The sequence below is a fragment of the Paenibacillus sp. R-74696 genome (assembly GCF_055814915.1).
In genome coordinates this window covers 1-16251 of the sequence record NZ_JBPULM010000008.1, presented here as the reverse complement: position 1 = coordinate 16251, position 16251 = coordinate 1, and the positions used below count along the sequence as shown (strand labels likewise).

Annotated in this window: 14 protein-coding genes; 11 read left to right on the top strand and 3 right to left on the bottom strand. The window is 48.9% G+C overall.

The features are described from left to right. Positions 1-36 precede the first annotated feature (36 nt). Entirely contained in the window at positions 37-1617 is a 1581-nt protein-coding gene (locus ACSR9A_RS01200; protein ID WP_473755197.1) for a helix-turn-helix domain-containing protein, read from the top strand. Between the two features lie 32 nt (positions 1618-1649). Here ACSR9A_RS01200 and cntE read toward each other — a convergent pair whose 3' ends face one another. Then, entirely contained in the window at positions 1650-2846 is a 1197-nt protein-coding gene (gene cntE / locus ACSR9A_RS01195; RefSeq protein ID WP_473755196.1) for a staphylopine family metallophore export MFS transporter CntE, read from the bottom strand. A gap of 1 nt (position 2847) precedes the next feature. Next, complete coding sequence (gene nikA, locus ACSR9A_RS01190) at positions 2848-4485, bottom strand: nickel ABC transporter substrate-binding protein (RefSeq protein ID WP_473755195.1); 1638 nt, start codon at positions 4483-4485, stop codon at positions 2848-2850. Between the two features lie 194 nt (positions 4486-4679). On the opposite strand from nikA, the gene ACSR9A_RS01185 reads away from it, so the two are divergent. The 3 genes from ACSR9A_RS01185 (at position 4680) to ACSR9A_RS01175 (ending at position 8118) form a co-directional block, all read left to right on the top strand. Next, the gene (locus ACSR9A_RS01185) at positions 4680-6341 is read left to right on the top strand and encodes an AraC family transcriptional regulator (RefSeq protein WP_473755194.1); all 1662 of its coding nucleotides are present in this window, start codon (positions 4680-4682) and stop codon (positions 6339-6341) included. Positions 6342-6394: 53 nt separating this feature from the next. Beyond that, the gene (locus ACSR9A_RS01180) at positions 6395-6787 is read left to right on the top strand and encodes a DoxX family protein (RefSeq protein ID WP_473755193.1); all 393 of its coding nucleotides are present in this window, start codon (positions 6395-6397) and stop codon (positions 6785-6787) included. A 266-nt stretch (positions 6788-7053) separates the two neighbouring features. Continuing rightward, positions 7054-8118, top strand: a complete 1065-nt coding sequence (locus ACSR9A_RS01175; RefSeq protein ID WP_473755339.1) for a Leu/Phe/Val dehydrogenase — start codon at positions 7054-7056, stop codon at positions 8116-8118. 367 nt (positions 8119-8485) lie between these two features. On the opposite strand, the gene ACSR9A_RS01170 is transcribed toward ACSR9A_RS01175, so the two are convergent. After that, positions 8486-9730, bottom strand: coding sequence for an MFS transporter (locus ACSR9A_RS01170; protein WP_473755192.1), 1245 nt, complete (start codon positions 9728-9730; stop codon positions 8486-8488). Positions 9731-9905: 175 nt separating this feature from the next. On the opposite strand from ACSR9A_RS01170, the gene ACSR9A_RS01165 reads away from it, so the two are divergent. The 7 genes from ACSR9A_RS01165 (at position 9906) to ACSR9A_RS01135 (ending at position 16176) form a co-directional block, all read left to right on the top strand. Then, entirely contained in the window at positions 9906-10490 is a 585-nt protein-coding gene (locus ACSR9A_RS01165) for a TetR/AcrR family transcriptional regulator (RefSeq protein WP_473755191.1), read from the top strand. A gap of 236 nt (positions 10491-10726) precedes the next feature. Then, complete coding sequence (locus ACSR9A_RS01160) at positions 10727-11053, top strand: urease subunit gamma (RefSeq protein WP_341278614.1); 327 nt, start codon at positions 10727-10729, stop codon at positions 11051-11053. Then, entirely contained in the window at positions 11050-13116 is a 2067-nt protein-coding gene (gene ureC, locus ACSR9A_RS01155; RefSeq protein WP_473755190.1) for an urease subunit alpha, read from the top strand. Before ACSR9A_RS01160 ends, ureC begins: the two co-directional genes overlap by 4 nt. Positions 13117-13143: 27 nt before the next feature. Then, on the top strand, positions 13144-13866 hold the full coding sequence (locus ACSR9A_RS01150) for an urease accessory protein UreF (RefSeq protein ID WP_473755189.1): 723 nt from the start codon (positions 13144-13146) through the stop codon (positions 13864-13866). A 57-nt stretch (positions 13867-13923) separates the two neighbouring features. Continuing rightward, on the top strand, positions 13924-14640 hold the full coding sequence (ureG, locus tag ACSR9A_RS01145) for an urease accessory protein UreG (RefSeq protein ID WP_473755188.1): 717 nt from the start codon (positions 13924-13926) through the stop codon (positions 14638-14640). After that, entirely contained in the window at positions 14633-15472 is an 840-nt protein-coding gene (locus ACSR9A_RS01140; RefSeq protein ID WP_473755187.1) for an urease accessory protein UreD, read from the top strand. The genes ureG and ACSR9A_RS01140 overlap by 8 nt, the downstream gene beginning before the upstream one ends. 35 nt (positions 15473-15507) lie before the next feature. Then, positions 15508-16176, top strand: coding sequence for a HoxN/HupN/NixA family nickel/cobalt transporter (locus ACSR9A_RS01135; protein ID WP_473755186.1), 669 nt, complete (start codon positions 15508-15510; stop codon positions 16174-16176). The last annotated feature ends 75 nt before the right edge of the window (positions 16177-16251 follow it).

Sequence of the window (16251 nt, the reverse complement as noted above, 5' to 3'; positions counted from 1 at the left end):
TTGTCACGGTTATACGAAAGGTCGGTGCTAAACCGAATGCCGCTGCGTTCTTCGAAGACGAATCAGCTCTATTTATTTTCATATATACGGAAACGTAAGTTTCCCGTTCATCAAGGTGCAGGCAGCTATCGGATCGGCATGCATGTAATGTGTTTTATTTTAGAAGGCGAAGCAAGTCTTTTAATAGATGGTGTATTGTGCAGAATTCGCCCCTTCGAGCTGTATCTGTTAGTGCCGGGAATGATCGTTGATATTCCGGACCGCTGCAGCACGATTACGTATTATGGTCTTTTTTTCGAGCCCATCATGCTAGTGAAGGAAGGCAAAAAGTTTGAAGGGGTAAAATCATTATCGCTATCCGGCGCTTTTTTGCCGGGCCATATTCCTATTCGCCAGCCGCAGCAGGTGCTTCAACGATTGCTGCATATGTATGACCAAAGCAGAGGGGCAGCGAGGGCGGATGCTTTTTCCTTGCGGCTGCTGTTGGAAGAGTTTATAAGCTTTATTATTACAAATGCACCGGAGCAGCGTGAAGCGAGCGATGAGCGGATTGAGCGCAGCATCCTTTATATGAAAGAAAACTATATGCGGAAAATAAACATCGACCATTTGGCAGAGGCTGCCGAAATGACGACGACAGCCTACTCACGCCTCTTTCGCAAAATGAAGGTCGCAAGCCCTATTGAATATTTGAGTCAAATTCGGATGGATAAAGCGAAGCAAATACTCGATCAGGAAGATCGGCGCGTGAAGGAAGTGGCCGATTATGTCGGCTTTCGCAGCGAGTTTTATTTCAGCCGCATGTTTCAGCGTTTAGTCGGCGTATCACCAACCGTTTATATGAAACGCGGAACGATGAAAATAGCGGTAGCTTCTTCCCTTGGCTTTCACGAGCATTTGCAGTCCATCGGCATCGAGCCTGTATGCGTCGTCGATTTGTTTCAATATCCGGGCATAGGGGAACAGGCGTATAGCAAACAGTTGGATGAGCAGCTTAGAGAGCTAAAGCGTTCCAATTGCGACTTAATTATTGCAGATCATTACCATTTGCATTTTAAAGACAGCTTTAAGCAAATCGCAACACCATTTTTTCTTGATTTTTCAGTGTGGGATTGGAAACGGAACTTTTTGAAAATTGCCGAGCTTGTAAACCGGGAGCGTGAAGCTGGAGCGGTGTTGACTCGTCTGGATTTGAGCATCGAAGATGCCAAGCAGCTTTTGCACCAGTCGATGGGCGAGGAACGAATTACGGTTATGCAGGTCAGTCACCGAGCAATCGGCATTCAAGGGAAAACGGCCCATCCACTTAATGAGCTGATTTATAAAGAGCTTGCTCTAAAGCCGGGTGGACAAGTGCCTGAAGAGATGTGGAGACTGGAAATTCCGCCGGAAGCGTTGCCTGTACTGGAGACAGAGCATTTGTTTATTCAGAAGCATCATGTCTTGGCAGGCAGCGAGGAAATATTCAAGATGATGACACAAACAGCTGCGTGGCAGGAGACAGGGGCTATTCATGAGGGGAATGTACATGCGATTCCTAATTGGTTCGTGATGAGCTGGACGCCGTTGGGAAGGCAGCAAATTATAAAAACGCTCATTGATTTGCTGGCAAAATAGCCGATCAATGAGCGTTTTTTTTCATACAGGTATTAGTGGGATTCCGATGCCAAGCGGCGGCCGCTAATATGTACAACGGCAGCAGCGGCAAGTAATAATAAGGCGCAAACGCTGTACATAAAGGAGTAGGATAAATGATCGGCGATTGGTCCCATCGCCATATTGCCAAGCACAACACCAAGGTCAGACATGGCAATAAACAAGCCAATGAGCGTATTTCGGGAGGCGGCTGGCAGCACAAAGGTCAAATAGGTCATTAAGGTTGGATAAAGCAGAGCCATGCCAAGCCCTATAAATCCGGCTGCCACATACATATAGGCGGCTCCCCAATAAATCGACATCGCTAGCAGCGCTGTACCTATCGTCATACACAGCAGCAAGCTGATCGTTAAGCCAGCAGGCCACTTGCCATCGGAGGGCAATTTTGTCCGCAGCGCAAAGCGGGAGATTACGATGATGCCAGCCTGGATCATGAGATATATGCCGGCATTGCCGACCCCACTTTGCTTCGTATACAGGGCAATAAAGGTGACGACAGCACCAAAGCCAATAGAAGCAATGAGCATGGCCGTGCTGCACACGAGAAAAGCCCGATTGCTCCATAACTGGTTAAGCTGTGCCAGTGTAGAGCTTGTTTGCCCGCCAGTGTTAGAGCTGGCCAAGCGGGTAGGAAGGAGGGAAGTATACCCCACAATTCCTGCTGCAACGCCGATAATAAGCATGGCGGCTGCGAATGTATGCATTTCGCCCCAATTCCACAAGTAAAGTGCAGCCATTGGCAGGATAACGGTTGGAAGCATGCCAGCTAACAAATATAGCGACAGTCCTTGTGAACGCTCCTTTTCAGGCAGTGTATCAACAATGCCCATCTGCAGTGCCAAGGAAAAAAAGGCGGTCGTCACGCCCTGCAGCGCACGCAGCAGAAAATACCATTCCAGCCCGAGAAACGCATATAACGCCAAAATGATAACGTTCGCGAGCAATAAAAAACGCAGTACAAACTGTGGGCCAAAACGGGCGACCACATTGCCAGCCCAGGGCCGAAGCAGCATGCTGGTAAGCATATAAGCGCCCATCATTATGCCAATTTCGGCATTGCTTGCTCCTTCGGCTTCACCGCGCAGCGGAACAATGATATTAATAATCGGATTTGCACTGAAAAATAAAAAGGTTACAATATAAAGCCTTATAAAAGGCGGGGATACGGAGACAGCTATGCTTTTGCCCATTTTACGAATTCAGTTCGAGCCCTTCAAAAGGATGATCCCAACGGCTGGCTGGAAATTTGAAGTTTTTCAAGTTTTTCTGGTAAACGACGGTTTGTTTAATATAAGAGATTGGCAAAATAACCGACTGTTCATTCAATGTTTTCAAAATGTTCGTATACAGCTGCTGGCGTTCGGCTTCGTCCGTGGAAGCGAGTGCTGTGACAATTTGCTGATCCAGTTCCGCCTTCATTGGGAGGCTGCTATGTGCTTCCGATATACCGAAGCCTGGCTCCCTGACCGAGTTAATAAGCGTATGCGGATCATAAGGCACGCCGTAATTAAACCAGAAGTGGATGTCGAAGGTGCCTTCCCGCAAGCGCTGAGGAATCATGGCAAGCTCGACGGCATTGAGGTTCAGCTTGACTCCGATTTCTGCCCACTGGGATTGAATCGTTTCGGCCATCGCTTTCTGAATAAGATCGCCCTTATCGTACATTAACTCAAGCTCGAGCGGCTGACCGTCTTTTTCCCGTACCGTTTTACCCGCTTCGAGCTTCCATCCGGCTTCATCCAAATAGTCATTTGCTTTGGCAGCATCGTAACCGATAGGCGCAAAGTCGATATTGGAATAAGGATAGTTTTTGGATAAGATGTTGTTTGCAGCTTCCTCTACGCCACCCGTTACGCCATCTACCATGGTTGCTTTGTCAAAGCCTTGCTGAAGCGCAAGCCGCACCCGGTGATCAGCCAGCTTGTCGTTTAGCGTATTAAGCAGCAGGCTTCTTGTGCCAACAGGCTCGGATAGTCCGGTCTCATATTTGCCTGAATCCTTTAATTGCTGGAAAGCATCCATACTGATCGCGCCCTCGCCAAAAATCAGATCCAGCTCGCCTTTCTCAAAAGCGAGAACTCGTGTTTCGCCATCCGGTATGATTTTGACCGTAATTTTGTCTAGCTTGGGCATTTCTCCCCAGTAATTTGGATTTCTGGTGAAAACCGCATATTCATCCTTCTTGTAATCAGCGAGCTGCCAAGGCCCGGTGCCAATCGGCTGCTTGATGTCTTTCGTCGTATCTCCGTCATCCGGAAATCCGGCTTCAGCAAGAAAACGGAAAGGCCGCACAATCGCCAAATCCTGCAAGGTTGGATAGTAAGGTGCGGACAACGTTATTTTGAACGTATATTCGTCGACAGCTTCCGTTTTTTCAAGCACTTTGACGAGTCCAATCCAGCTGTGGACGCTTTTGTTGAGCATAATAGCGTCAAAGTTTTTCTGGACAATAGCTGCATTAAAAGGCGTTCCATCCGCGAATTTGACATTTTGGCGGAGCTTGAACGTATATTCCTTGCCATCGGCTGAAATGACCCATGACTCAGCGAGCTGCGGTTTAAGCTCTCCGCCCTCATTGTAGCTGACCAATGGCTCATAGAGCATGGACTGGGCAAATAATTGCGATGGATAGTAGACATGAGGATTAAGCGGGCCTATATCTCTTAGCCAAGCCACGGTAATCGCTTTTTCCTGCGGTGCGGCTGTATTCGTTCCCGCCTTGTTGCCCGTAGATGACGCCTCTTGCTGCGAGCAGCCCATTGCGAGGATGACTAATACTAATAAAGCTAAAATCATCTGCAGGGTGGTAATTCCTTTTATTCTGGACATCTGAGCAGGTACCCCTTTTCATCAATTGAGAATGATTATTACGTTCAATAATACTAAGGATTATTATCGCAGCTAACAATAGAGAAATGTCTGATTTTTTATTGGACAAAATGAAGAGCGGGCTCGAATGTTTGTTGATAGCCCTTTTATATTCCGATATACTAGTACAATTATGAAGAGAAGGGGGCTCGCCAATGGATGACGCTCCATTGTTAAAACCAGGTGAAACAACAGCTTCCCTATCACTGCCTTACTTGTATATTCTTACGTCGGTTAACATAGTAGATTGTGGGTTTGATCGAATAATCCCTTCATTAGAAAGCAAGGGGCATCGCATCATTGCCTTTGCTCAATGCGGAGGGAAGCTCCATCTGGAGGGCCACGCCATTTATGCCGAAAAAGGGGCGTGCTTTCTGCTTGCTCCCGGTGCACAAGCACAAATAGAAGCAAGGGATATGGAGGGGCATCGCGGAGCGGTATATGTGATTGCTTTCGATGCCTATCGTATGGGAGAACGGGAGCCAGCGCTAGAGATCGGGTTGAATTTGCCCTACGAGACGAGAATTGATGTGGCAGCGATGTCTCGGCTCATTGATTTGTTGGAGCAGGCTGCTGAGGGTGCCGCAAATAATCAAAGTGGCAAGCAAGTGGATCAATTCAAGCAGCAGATTCGGTTACAGGAGCTTCTTGTGCTGCTGATGGAGCATGTTGCAGCTTCACACTCCTTGTCGGATGCTAAGCTTGCTGTTCAGGAAAGCATCGCTTATATGGTGGAGCATTACCGGGAGGAAATGACCGTGGAGCAGCTGTCGAAAATGTCCGGTGTAGCCCGCTGGCAATATAGCACTTTGTTTCAAACCTTGACGGGAAAGAAGCCGCTCGATTATTTGACGGAGCTTCGTTTGAATCGCGCGAAGGAACTGCTGCTGCTAACAGATGATCCTTTGCGTGTTATTGCCCGTCAAACAGGGTTCAAGGACGAATATTATTTTGCCCGCAGGTTCCGGCATGCCATGGGGCTGACTCCGAAGCAATATGCTAAAACGCACGGCGTCAGCAATCAGACAATAAAACAGGACGTGACACCTTTTTCACGAGTCGTTGTAGTGGGTTATGTGCTTGGCGAATTGTTATCTCTGGGTATTAGGCCTGTAGGAGCGGACATGACGGTCATCGGCAGAAAGGTCGTTTATCGCAATGAGCTGAAAAATATTTCAGATATTGGCTTGCTGGGGGAGCTCGGCAAGGTAAAAGCGCTGTACCCGGATTTGATTCTCTACAGCAGCTTTCGCCAGGATCGAATGGAGGAGCTGTCCAAAATAGCGCCTACCGTATCCATTGATCGCTTGCAGTCCACCTATAACCGGCTCATGCAGGTGGCGGAGCTGTTCGGAAAGGAAGAGCAGGCAACGAGGTGGATTGAACGCTATGAGCGCAAAGCCGGAGAAATGTGGCGGCATTTGAATTTACACACGATGGAGAGGGAAACGGCTGCTATTTTCGTTCTAGTAGATGGCGATTTGTATGTCATGGGCATGAGGGGCATCGCCTTAACGCTTTATCATCCAATGGCGTTTGAGCCAGCTGTCAAGGTGAAGCAATTAATTGAAGCAGGAATACCATTTCAAGGGATTGATCAGGAGCAAATGAGTGAATATTATGCTGACCGCCTATTCTTATTAGTAGGTGAGAGCGAGCGTTCCAGAAGCGAGGCTTCGCGAATTATAAACAGCGTTTATTGGAAGTCGTTTGACAGCAGCCGGGTTTATGTAACGGAGGCCAAATGGAATTTCGATGATCCAATTACAAGGGACAGGCTTTTGCCCGCTCTGCCACGTATTTTCCGCTTGCCGTAGCAGCTGAGAAATGTGATACAATATGTTCAAAAAAACGTAAGGGGAAAATAACGATGAACACGCGCATTTCAAAAGGACGGCTCTGGACATCTTGGAGCATGAGTGGATTGGTTATTTTGTTTATGCTGTTTGATGGCATTATGAAGCTGTTTAAGCCTGCGGTTGTAGTTGAGTCGACCATTCAGCTCGGATTTCAGGAGCATCATATTGTTATTATGGGTGTTCTTGCGTTAGTATCAACGATTTTGTATGCGCTGCCGCGTACGTCATTCCTCGGCGTTGTACTGCTGACCGGGTATTTCGGCGGGGTCATCGTAACCCATCTGCGCCTGGATGCTCCATTATTCAGCAACACCTTATTTCCAGTATATCTTGCTGTGTTAGCTTGGGGCGGCATTTGGCTGCGTAACGAGCAAGTCCGTAAGCTAATTCCTTTTCAAAAATAAAGAGGGACAGGATGAAATTGCTTGCCTAAACAGCCTTATTTACCCGCGTCCAGAACGATTACGGTTCTGGATCGCCGAGAAAATAAGGCTGTTTTTTGTTTGCAGCCCATCTATAAGAGCGGCCCATCGAAGGCAAACCGTCTAGTAAAACTTGCATGGCTGGCTAGGCAAGCTGATGAGTCAAATCATAGCTTTAAAGAATAGATTATCGAGAGGGTATGAACCTCATGGATGATAATAGTGTTATTATATCTGACATTATTTTAATGGAGATAGGAGTGGGTGTTTTGTATTTTGAGCGGTTGGAGCAATATGATGTGGAGCAGCTCGTTTTTTGTTATGATTACAAATCGGGCTTAAAGGCAATTATCGCTATTCATGATACGACACTTGGACCAGCACTTGGTGGTACTCGTATGTATCCCTATGCAACGGAGGAGGCCGCCGTCCATGATGTCGTCCGGCTTGCGCGAGGCATGACCTATAAATCGTCCGTTGCAGGGCTTAATCTGGGTGGGGGCAAGGCGGTCATTATCGGCAACCCTATGACGGATAAAAGCGAGGAGCTGTTTCATGCGTTTGGACGATTCATTGGAACATTGAACGGCCGATACATCACGGCGGAGGATGTAGGGACGACTGTGGCGGATATGGATTTTATTCGTCAGAAGACGAAGTTCGTTACAGGAGTATCGCCAGAGTTTGGAAGTGGGGGTAATCCTTCGCCATTTACAGCACTCGGTGTATTTCACAGCATCAGAGCCGCTGCCCTTGAGGTTTTCGGGTCAACTGATCTGTTGGGAAAAACGATTGCGGTACAGGGTGTAGGCAGTGTTGCCTATCATTTATGCCGCTATTTGCATGAAGCGGGTGCTAAGCTGATTGTAACTGATGTCGTGCAAGCAAATGCAGAGCGTGCAGTGCTTGAGTTTGGGGCAAAAGCGGTCGGCGTGGATCATATTTATGGCGTCGAATGTGATATTTTTTCCCCATGCGCGATGGGGGGAATAATTAATGATGATACCCTTCCGCTGCTTAAGGCGAAAGTGGTTGCGGGTGCTGCCAATAATCAACTGAAGGAAGAAAAGCATGGAGATCAGCTCGAGGCCCAGGGCATATTATATGCTCCAGACTACGTCGTCAACTCCGGCGGCTTAATGAATGTCGCTGACGAATTATATGGCTATAACAGGGAGCGAGTGCTCAGCAAGGTAGAGGGAATTTACAGCCAGCTCCAGCGTATTTTTGAAATATCGAGAGAGCAGCAAATTCCTTCTTTCCGTGCAGCGGATCGACTGGCAGAGATGCGGATAAATAAACATCGAGTATAAATGAGCGTTATTTTGTAATAGCCAAATGAACACTAAATAGAATGGCTAGCTAAAGGCATGCGCAAGCTTGTTGCAGTAGCCGTTATATGCTCATTTATTTCCTGGGGAATTACTAGCTTGTTCGCAGCAGCTTTTCCGATGTATTTAAACAGCTGGTTTGGAACAACTGGTCTTTCCGCCGCAATTGTATCCTTCATTAATGCAAAACGCTGATGCTGTTTTTTGCGCTTTGCTAAGTTATCCCCTTAGCTCAGAAACTTTGTGTCAAATGGTGAGCCGATATTTTTTTCTGAGCTAAGGGGATAACGGCCTAAAGCAATGGAAACCCCAATACAATTGGCGGATGCACCATTGAAAAAATGGAGAGCTAGGAAGCTACTTTCGGCAAACGGGTTGCCGCCCAAAATAGAAGTGCTATGGCGCTAACGCCTGCTCCTAGCCAGCATACGCCGCTCCAGCCTGCATAAGCGTAAATGCTGGTAGAAGCAATCGAACCAGCTGCACTGCCTATAGAATAAAATACCATATAACCAGCGGTCAGTCTGCTTCGCGCCTCCGGTCGAACGCTTAAGATCATGCTCTGATTGGTGACATGTACGGCCTGTACGGCTAAATCGAGCAAGATAATACCTATTATTAATGGGAAAAGGGATTGGTCGGCATAACGAATGGCCAACCAGGAAATAAGCAGCAGGACAAGCGCGATGCCTGTTGTTCGTTGGCCAAAGCCGCGGTCAGCAAGCCGTCCTGCTCTCGCTGCTGCTAAAGCTCCGGCTGCGCCGGCTAGACCGAAGGCGCCAATAGCGGTGTGCGAAAGCGAGAAGGGCGGAGCGCTAAGCGGCAGTACCAAAGACGTCCACAATATGCTGAAGGCGGCAAAAATGAGCAATGCCAGCACAGCACGGATCCGAAGCACCCGTTCTTCCACAAATAAGGTGAGTACAGAGCGCAGCAGCTGCCAGTACGATAGGCTGTCACGCTGCCGCTCATCGCGTGGCAATATGCGGTACAGCGCGACGGCCATCATAAGAGTAAGGGCTGCAGAAGCTAAATAAACAGAGCGCCAGCCAGCGATGTCTGTCAAAATTCCAGCAAAGGTGCGAGCCAGCAAAATGCCCATCACGATGCCGCTCGTAACGACTCCAACGATTTGTCCGCGTTCAGAAGGCGAAGCTAGCGCGGCTGCGAAAGCGACCAAGGTTTGGGTGACAACAGCAAGCAGCCCGACGACGGCAATGCCTGCAAACAGAACAGCTGAGTTTGTGGAGAAGCCGACGACGAGTAAGGCGATGACGGATAATAGCATTTGCGAGGCAACGAGTGTGCGGCGATTCAAGAAATCGCCAAGCGGCACAAGCAATAGCAAGCCAAGCGCATAGAAAATTTGGGTAACGGTAATGACCGCACCTATTGAAGAGGCAGCAATGCCAAACTCGCCCGAAATAGTGTCCAGCAAGGGCTGGGCAAAATAAATATTTGCTACGGCAAGTCCGCAGGCGAAAGCGAATAGTAGGGCTGTTTTTCGCGATAAAGCCGGGGCAGGGTTGTCGTTTGCTTGAGTGAGTACGGTTGTGGCGGCGTGATCCGCAAATGGTGATCCTTTTTTCAGCATCAAAAATAACTCCTTTATGGATGTGAATTTATGTACTGATCAGTACATAATTATGCTTGCTTACTATAAAATTAAAGCTGGAAGCTTGTCAAGGAATAATTGATTTTACGTTGACAATTCTCCTATTGGATTTTAATATAATAGTATACTGATCGTTATTTAATTGGAGGTTTCTATGGCTCGTATACGCGAATTTAATGAGGAGCAGGCATTGGATGCAGCACTGCGGATTTTTTGGGAGAAGGGCTTTGAAGCGACTTCCTTAAGTGACTTGACCGCGGCGATGGGCATTCAGCGTCCAAGCATTTATGCGGCCTTTGGGGATAAGAAATCGCTGTTTGAAGCTGCGCTGCGAAAATATACAAGAGAACATGCTGCTCAAGTACGTGCGAGCCTGCAGAAGAAGACTTCGGTTAAAGCAGCGTTTCGTGCTTTTTTTGAGCAAAAGCTGGATATAGAATACCGGGAAGGCTTAAAGCTGGGGTGCTTTTGCATCAATACGATGGTGGAGCTGTCCCCTCACGATGAGAAATTTGAAATTTTGACGAGAGAGCATCAGATGTATCTTTCGGTTATTTTTGAGGAGACGATTGAACGCGGTATTAGCACGGGCGAGCTTAATCGCAATATCAACGCCAAGGTTTTGGCGCAGACGCTGGTCGTGTCGTTAATTGGACTTACGGTTTTGATGAAAGCTCGCCCAGATCGTTCTTTTGTTGACAATAGCATGAATATGATATTGAGTTTGCTAGATTCATAACCGATATGGAAAGAGGTGCTAGAAGGATAGGGAAGAAGCACCTTTGCCCAGCTTTCAGAACCACGGATTTCGTGGGGCTGGAGGCTTTTTTTTATGAGGCTGGCTGGCGTTCGGACGCAATATTTATTTTTTTATTCAAAATATCCAAATATAAGGGTTTTCATGTTAGTATATATGACAAGGAACTTATAGTTTATACAACATGACGAAGATGACGCTATAAAGGGAGTGTAGCTATGTATTTGCTGGAGAGAGAGAAGGAAAAGCTGTTTATCGTTTTGGCGGCTGATTTGGCACGGAGAAGGCAGGCTCGCGGCCTGCGTCTTAATTATCCCGAAGCTGTTGCCATTATTACTTATGAAATTATGGAAGGCGCAAGGGATGGGAAGACGGTAGCTGAGCTCATGAGTTACGGCCGTACCATTCTTGCTGAAGATGAAGTCATGGAGGGCATCTCGTCGATGATTCATGAGGTACAGGTTGAGGCTACCTTTCCGGATGGAACGAAGCTGGTAACGATTCATGATCCAATCGTTCCGCGAAGGAAGGAGAGTCAAGCATGATTCCCGGTGAGGTGGTTCCAAAGCAGGATATGGTATGGCAAAATACAGGTCGCATCGTAAGAGACCTATTAGTTATGAACCGCGGGGATCGTCCGATTCAGGTCGGGTCGCATTTTCCTTTTGCACAGGTGAATCCGAAGCTGGATTTTGACCGCTCGGCAGCAGAAGGCTTTCGCCTCAATATTCCATCAGGCACGGCTGTGCGCTTCGAGCCAGGCGAGGAGAAGCTGGTACAGCTCGTAGCTTATGGCGGGGGGGCTGCGCCGCTCAGCACGGAAGGAGAGGATAAACAGGTAGGCTTGCCAATCTCTAGAGAAGCCTATATCAGCATGTTTGGGCCGACGATAGGCGACCGGGTTAGGCTTGCTGATACAGAGCTGTTTATAGAGATTGAACGCGATTATGCCCATTATGGCGATGAATGCAAGTTCGGCGGAGGCAAGGTGCTGCGCGACGGGATGGGACAGTCCGCATTTCGTACACGGGATGAGAATGTGCTCGATACGGTCATTACCAATGCCGTTATTATTGATTACACCGGTATTGTAAAGGGCGATATTGGCATCAAAAATGGGAAAATCGTTGCCATTGGCAAGGCGGGCAATCCGGACAAGATGGACGGCGTTCATCCTGAGCTCATCGTTGGCGCTGCTACAGAGGTTATTGCGGGGGAAGGGAAGCTCATCACTGCAGGCGGCATTGATACGCATATTCATTTTATTTGCCCTCAGCAAATAGAGACGGCGCTGTCTTCAGGGGTGACGACGATGATTGGTGGAGGAACGGGGCCGGCCGAGGGGACGAAAGCAACGACCTGTACGCCGGGCAGCTGGCATATCCACCGCATGCTGGAGGCGGCTGAGGAATACCCGATGAATATTGGTTTTCTCGGCAAAGGCAACTCATCCGGTCTGGATACGCTGCGCGAGCAAGTAGCTGCGGGGGCGATTGGCCTTAAAATTCATGAGGATTGGGGCTCAACGCCAGCTGTTATCGACGCGGCTCTCACAGTCGCGGATGAGATGGACATTCAGGTAGCGATTCATACCGATACGCTGAATGAAGCGGGTTTTGTGGAAGAGACGATTAAAGCCATTAACGGACGGACGATTCATACGTACCATACCGAAGGGGCGGGCGGCGGCCATGCGCCGGATATTATTACTCTCGCAGGCCATCCGAACGTCATTCCGTCTTCGACGAACCCTACAAAGCCTTTTACGATTAATACGATAGAAGAGCACTTGGATATGCTGATGGTTTGCCATCACCTCGATCGCAACATTCCCGAGGATGTCGCTTTTGCTGACTCTCGCATACGCCCTGAAACGATTGCCGCTGAAGATATTTTGCATGATTTAGGAGCACTTAGTATTATTAGCTCCGATTCTCAGGCGATGGGCCGAGTGGGGGAGGTCATTTCCCGTACGTGGCAGACAGCCGATAAAATGAAGCGCCAGCGCGGTCCATTGGCTGGAGATGGCGGGGCTGGCACGGATGTCGAGGCTGTTGCGGATGGCAAAGCCGGAGAGGTGAGTGCTAACGACAACAGCAGGGTAAAGCGTTTTGTAGCTAAATATACGATAAATCCTGCCGTTGCCCATGGCATTTCGAAATATGTAGGCTCGGTCGAGGCGGGGAAATGGGCGGATCTCGTCTTGTGGAAGCCGGAATTTTTCGGGACGAAGCCGGAAATGGTGCTGAAGGGCGGCATGCCTGCCTTCGCGATCATGGGCGATCCTAATGCCTCGATTCCAACACCGGAGCCAAAAATCGGTCGACTCATGTTCGGAGCGCATGGGAAGGCCAAATACAGCAGCTGTATTACCTTCGTATCGAAGGCTGCTGCCGATGCTGGCATTAAGCAGCAGTTGGGCCTTGCAAAGCAGGTACTGCCTGTATCGGGCTGCCGAAACATCGGCAAGCGTGACATGCTGTTGAATGATTTAACGCCGGAAATTACCGTTAATCCAGATACGTATGAGGTACTCGTAGATGGCGAGCAGGCGATATGCGAGCCGCTAAGCGAGCTGCCGATGGCACAGCGGTATTACTTATTTTAGCAGCTCGCTTGGAGGGAGAAGCCGAGTATGATGTCTTTTTTGCAGGTGGCGCAGCTGGTGGACTCGGCCTTTCCAACAGGGGCCTTTTCCCATTCGTTCGGCTTGGAAACGTATGTGCAGGAGGAGCGGATTCGCACCATTCCCGATTTTTTGGCGTGGATGGATAGCTACATTTGTGGTACGGTTGCCCCCATTGAAGGAACTGGCGTGTATTGGAGCGCGATATGGGTGCCTGCTTACTTGCAGCAGCCTGAGCAGCAGGAGCAGGAAACGATTAAAGCGAAGCTGCTGGATTTATCGCGCAGGATGACGGGGACACGCCTGGCGCGGGAGTCAAGAGAAGGGGCAAGTAAAATCGGCAAACGGTATTTGCATACCGTGCAGGCGGTATACCCCGAATCGCTGCTGGGCGATTATGCGGCTTGGATTAAGCATGAGCGCGGGGATGCAAACGCGGCGATCGTTCATGGCTGGATTTGCGCATATTTGCAGCTGACGCCTCATATGGCGGTGCTCAGCTTTTTATATCAGACGGTTAACAGCATGCTGCAAAATTTAATTCGGATGTGGAGCTTGGGCCAGACAGATGGTCAAAAAATGATGGCTGCCTTGTTCCCGCTTCTGGAGCGCGAGGCGGCGGCGATAACGACAGAGCCGCTTTTGCCAAGTCGGATGTATACTGCAAACGTCATGCAGGAAATTGCGGCTATGCGCCATGAGAGCTTGTATTCCCGTTTATTTATGTCCTAATGGTGGAGAAGGTTAGCCCCGCGTTGCCAATAAAAAAGATGAAGGAGAGATGATTGTATGTGTGGAGGAGCAACTCATAGCCATGCCCATGACAGCTGGAACAGTACGCCGTTTCAAGGAGGAAGAGCGCTTCGAATCGGAGTTGGCGGTCCTGTAGGCTCGGGGAAAACAGCGCTGCTGGAGAAAATCAGTGAAATCATGTATCCAGACTACAGCATTGGTATTATTACCAACGATATTTATACGAAAGAGGACGCAGTTATTTTGACCAAAACAGGTGTTTTGCCGCAGGAGCGCATCATTGGCGTGGAAACAGGAGGCTGCCCGCATACTGCTGTGCGCGAGGATGTATCGATGAATATGGAAGCGGTCGAGGATCTGGAGGAGCGTTTTGCCGACCTGGATCTGCTGTTCATTGAAAGCGGCGGCGATAATTTGGCGGCAGCATTCAGCCCAGAGCTGGTCGATATGTTTATCTACATCATTGATGTTGCCCAAGGCGAGAAAATTCCGCGCAAAGGCGGGCCGGGCATTACCCGCTCCGATCTGCTCGTCATTAATAAAATTGACCTCGCCCCCTATGTTGGCGCCAGCCTAGAGGTGATGAGCGAGGATTCCAAGCGGATGCGCGGTGATCGTCCATTTGTAATGACCAATCTCAAAAGTGAAGAAAGTGCCGCTAAAGTCGTGGAATGGATTATCGCAGCTTGCCCAGCCCTAAAGCATAGTCATACTCATCACCACCATCACGAGCATCATCACGACCATGCATAGCCGATGGCAGGGTGAGATTGATTATATTAATGAGAAAAATGTTTTGAGCTATTCGGCTCATCAAGCACCGCTGAAAATAACCCGCCCGTTCAAAGGGCCGTCCGGCGAGATGATTATTTATTTAATGGAATCGTCTCCCGGCCTGTTCGGCGGAGATGTTCAGGAGCTGGAATGCACAGTAGGGGAAAATGCTCATCTTCTGCTTACGACACAGTCGTCATGCAAGCTGCATCCGGGAATGGGCGGGACAACGAGTGGACAGAGCAATCTTATTCGAGTCGGGAAAGATGCTGTGCTGGAGTATTTTCCCGGTCCGCTCGTTCCTTATAAGGATGTTCGCTATAGAGGAATTACGTCGGTACATATGGAGCAGGGGGCGCAGCTGTTTATGAGCGATATGCTGACGCCTGGCCGCGCAGGTTTTGGGGAGATGTTTGAATACGAAATGCTGCATAGCGAGCTGTCGATCTATTGGGGGGATCGGCTGGTCGTGTGGGACCCGCTGCGTCTGGAGCCTTTGAGATTTTCGCCTGAATCCGTACTCGGGGGATATTCTCATTTCGGAAGCTTCTGGTGCTTATCCGAGGCTGTCGGGGCAGAGCATGTGGATGCGGTGCGGCGGGTGCTTGATCGTTATCTAAACGTGAAGACGTCAAGTGGAGGAGGAGCAGGGCAGAGGGTTTACGGCGGAGTGTCGCTTTTGGAGGCGAACGGGCTAGTCGTGCGCTGTCTTGGATATAGCGGGGCAGAGCTTGAGGCGCTGTTCCATGTCATTTGGAGCGAGCTGCGACCACTGCTGTTGGGTAAGGATGCTTTTAAGCTGCGGAAGTAGTTGTTATAGGCATTAAAAACAGGGGGTTATGGGAGATGGACGCGGGTATACTCTCTGTGCTGGCCATCGGGTTTCTGCTCGGCATCAAGCATGCGCTTGAGCCGGATCATGTTATTGCGGTATCCACGATTGCGATTAAAAGCAAGCATATCGGAAAATCCGCTTTTTCCGGCGTATTTTGGGGGATCGGACATTCGCTAACGCTGTTTATTGTCGGGTTTATCCTCATGGCCATGAGAAGTGAAATGACGGAAAAATGGGCGATGTCCTTAGAGTTTCTGGTTGGAGTGATGATCGTAGTACTGGGAGTCAATACGATTATTTCGCTTAGAAGCATGCGCGCGAATGTGGATGCGGGTGCGGGTGCTAAGGAAAGCCAGTATTTTCATGGCTCCTATCGTAAATCGCTGCTGATTGGCTTCATTCATGGCCTCGCTGGCAGTGGAGCCATGGTCGTCCTGACGATGAGCACTGTGAACAGTATTAGCGAAGGTTTGATCTATATCGCTGTATTTGGTGTTGGTACGGTAATCGGCATGCTGTGCTTTACCACCTTCATCAGCATTCCGTTTATTCTCTCTTCCAGCCGCTTTAAGCTCAATCGCGTCCTAATTGGGGCAACCGGCATCGTTAGTGCTATATTTGGGTTGTATTATATGTATAATCTAGGTGTGAATGAAGGCTTGTTCGGATTATGGGTTTAGCTTATTTAGAAGCCTTAGTGTAAGTGGGATTTGACAAAAAACACAAAAAAGCTCAAGACCACGAGGTCTTGAGCT

Excerpts from the sequence above, each read along its gene's own strand:
- ACSR9A_RS01200 (WP_473755197.1), top strand. The coding sequence starts at position 37 with ATGCCGCTGCGTTCTTCGAAGACGAATCAGCTCTATTTATTTTCATAT.
- cntE (WP_473755196.1), bottom strand. The coding sequence starts at position 2,846 with ATGGGCAAAAGCATAGCTGTCTCCGTATCCCCGCCTTTTATAAGGCTT.
- nikA (WP_473755195.1), bottom strand. The coding sequence starts at position 4,485 with ATGTCCAGAATAAAAGGAATTACCACCCTGCAGATGATTTTAGCTTTA.
- ACSR9A_RS01185 (WP_473755194.1), top strand. The coding sequence starts at position 4,680 with ATGGATGACGCTCCATTGTTAAAACCAGGTGAAACAACAGCTTCCCTA.
- ACSR9A_RS01180 (WP_473755193.1), top strand. The coding sequence starts at position 6,395 with ATGAACACGCGCATTTCAAAAGGACGGCTCTGGACATCTTGGAGCATG.
- ACSR9A_RS01175 (WP_473755339.1), top strand. The coding sequence starts at position 7,054 with ATGGAGATAGGAGTGGGTGTTTTGTATTTTGAGCGGTTGGAGCAATAT.
- ACSR9A_RS01170 (WP_473755192.1), bottom strand. The coding sequence starts at position 9,730 with ATGCTGAAAAAAGGATCACCATTTGCGGATCACGCCGCCACAACCGTA.
- ACSR9A_RS01165 (WP_473755191.1), top strand. The coding sequence starts at position 9,906 with ATGGCTCGTATACGCGAATTTAATGAGGAGCAGGCATTGGATGCAGCA.
- ACSR9A_RS01160 (WP_341278614.1), top strand. The coding sequence starts at position 10,727 with ATGTATTTGCTGGAGAGAGAGAAGGAAAAGCTGTTTATCGTTTTGGCG.
- ureC (WP_473755190.1), top strand. The coding sequence starts at position 11,050 with ATGATTCCCGGTGAGGTGGTTCCAAAGCAGGATATGGTATGGCAAAAT.
- ACSR9A_RS01150 (WP_473755189.1), top strand. The coding sequence starts at position 13,144 with ATGATGTCTTTTTTGCAGGTGGCGCAGCTGGTGGACTCGGCCTTTCCA.
- ureG (WP_473755188.1), top strand. The coding sequence starts at position 13,924 with ATGTGTGGAGGAGCAACTCATAGCCATGCCCATGACAGCTGGAACAGT.
- ACSR9A_RS01140 (WP_473755187.1), top strand. The coding sequence starts at position 14,633 with ATGCATAGCCGATGGCAGGGTGAGATTGATTATATTAATGAGAAAAAT.
- ACSR9A_RS01135 (WP_473755186.1), top strand. The coding sequence starts at position 15,508 with ATGGACGCGGGTATACTCTCTGTGCTGGCCATCGGGTTTCTGCTCGGC.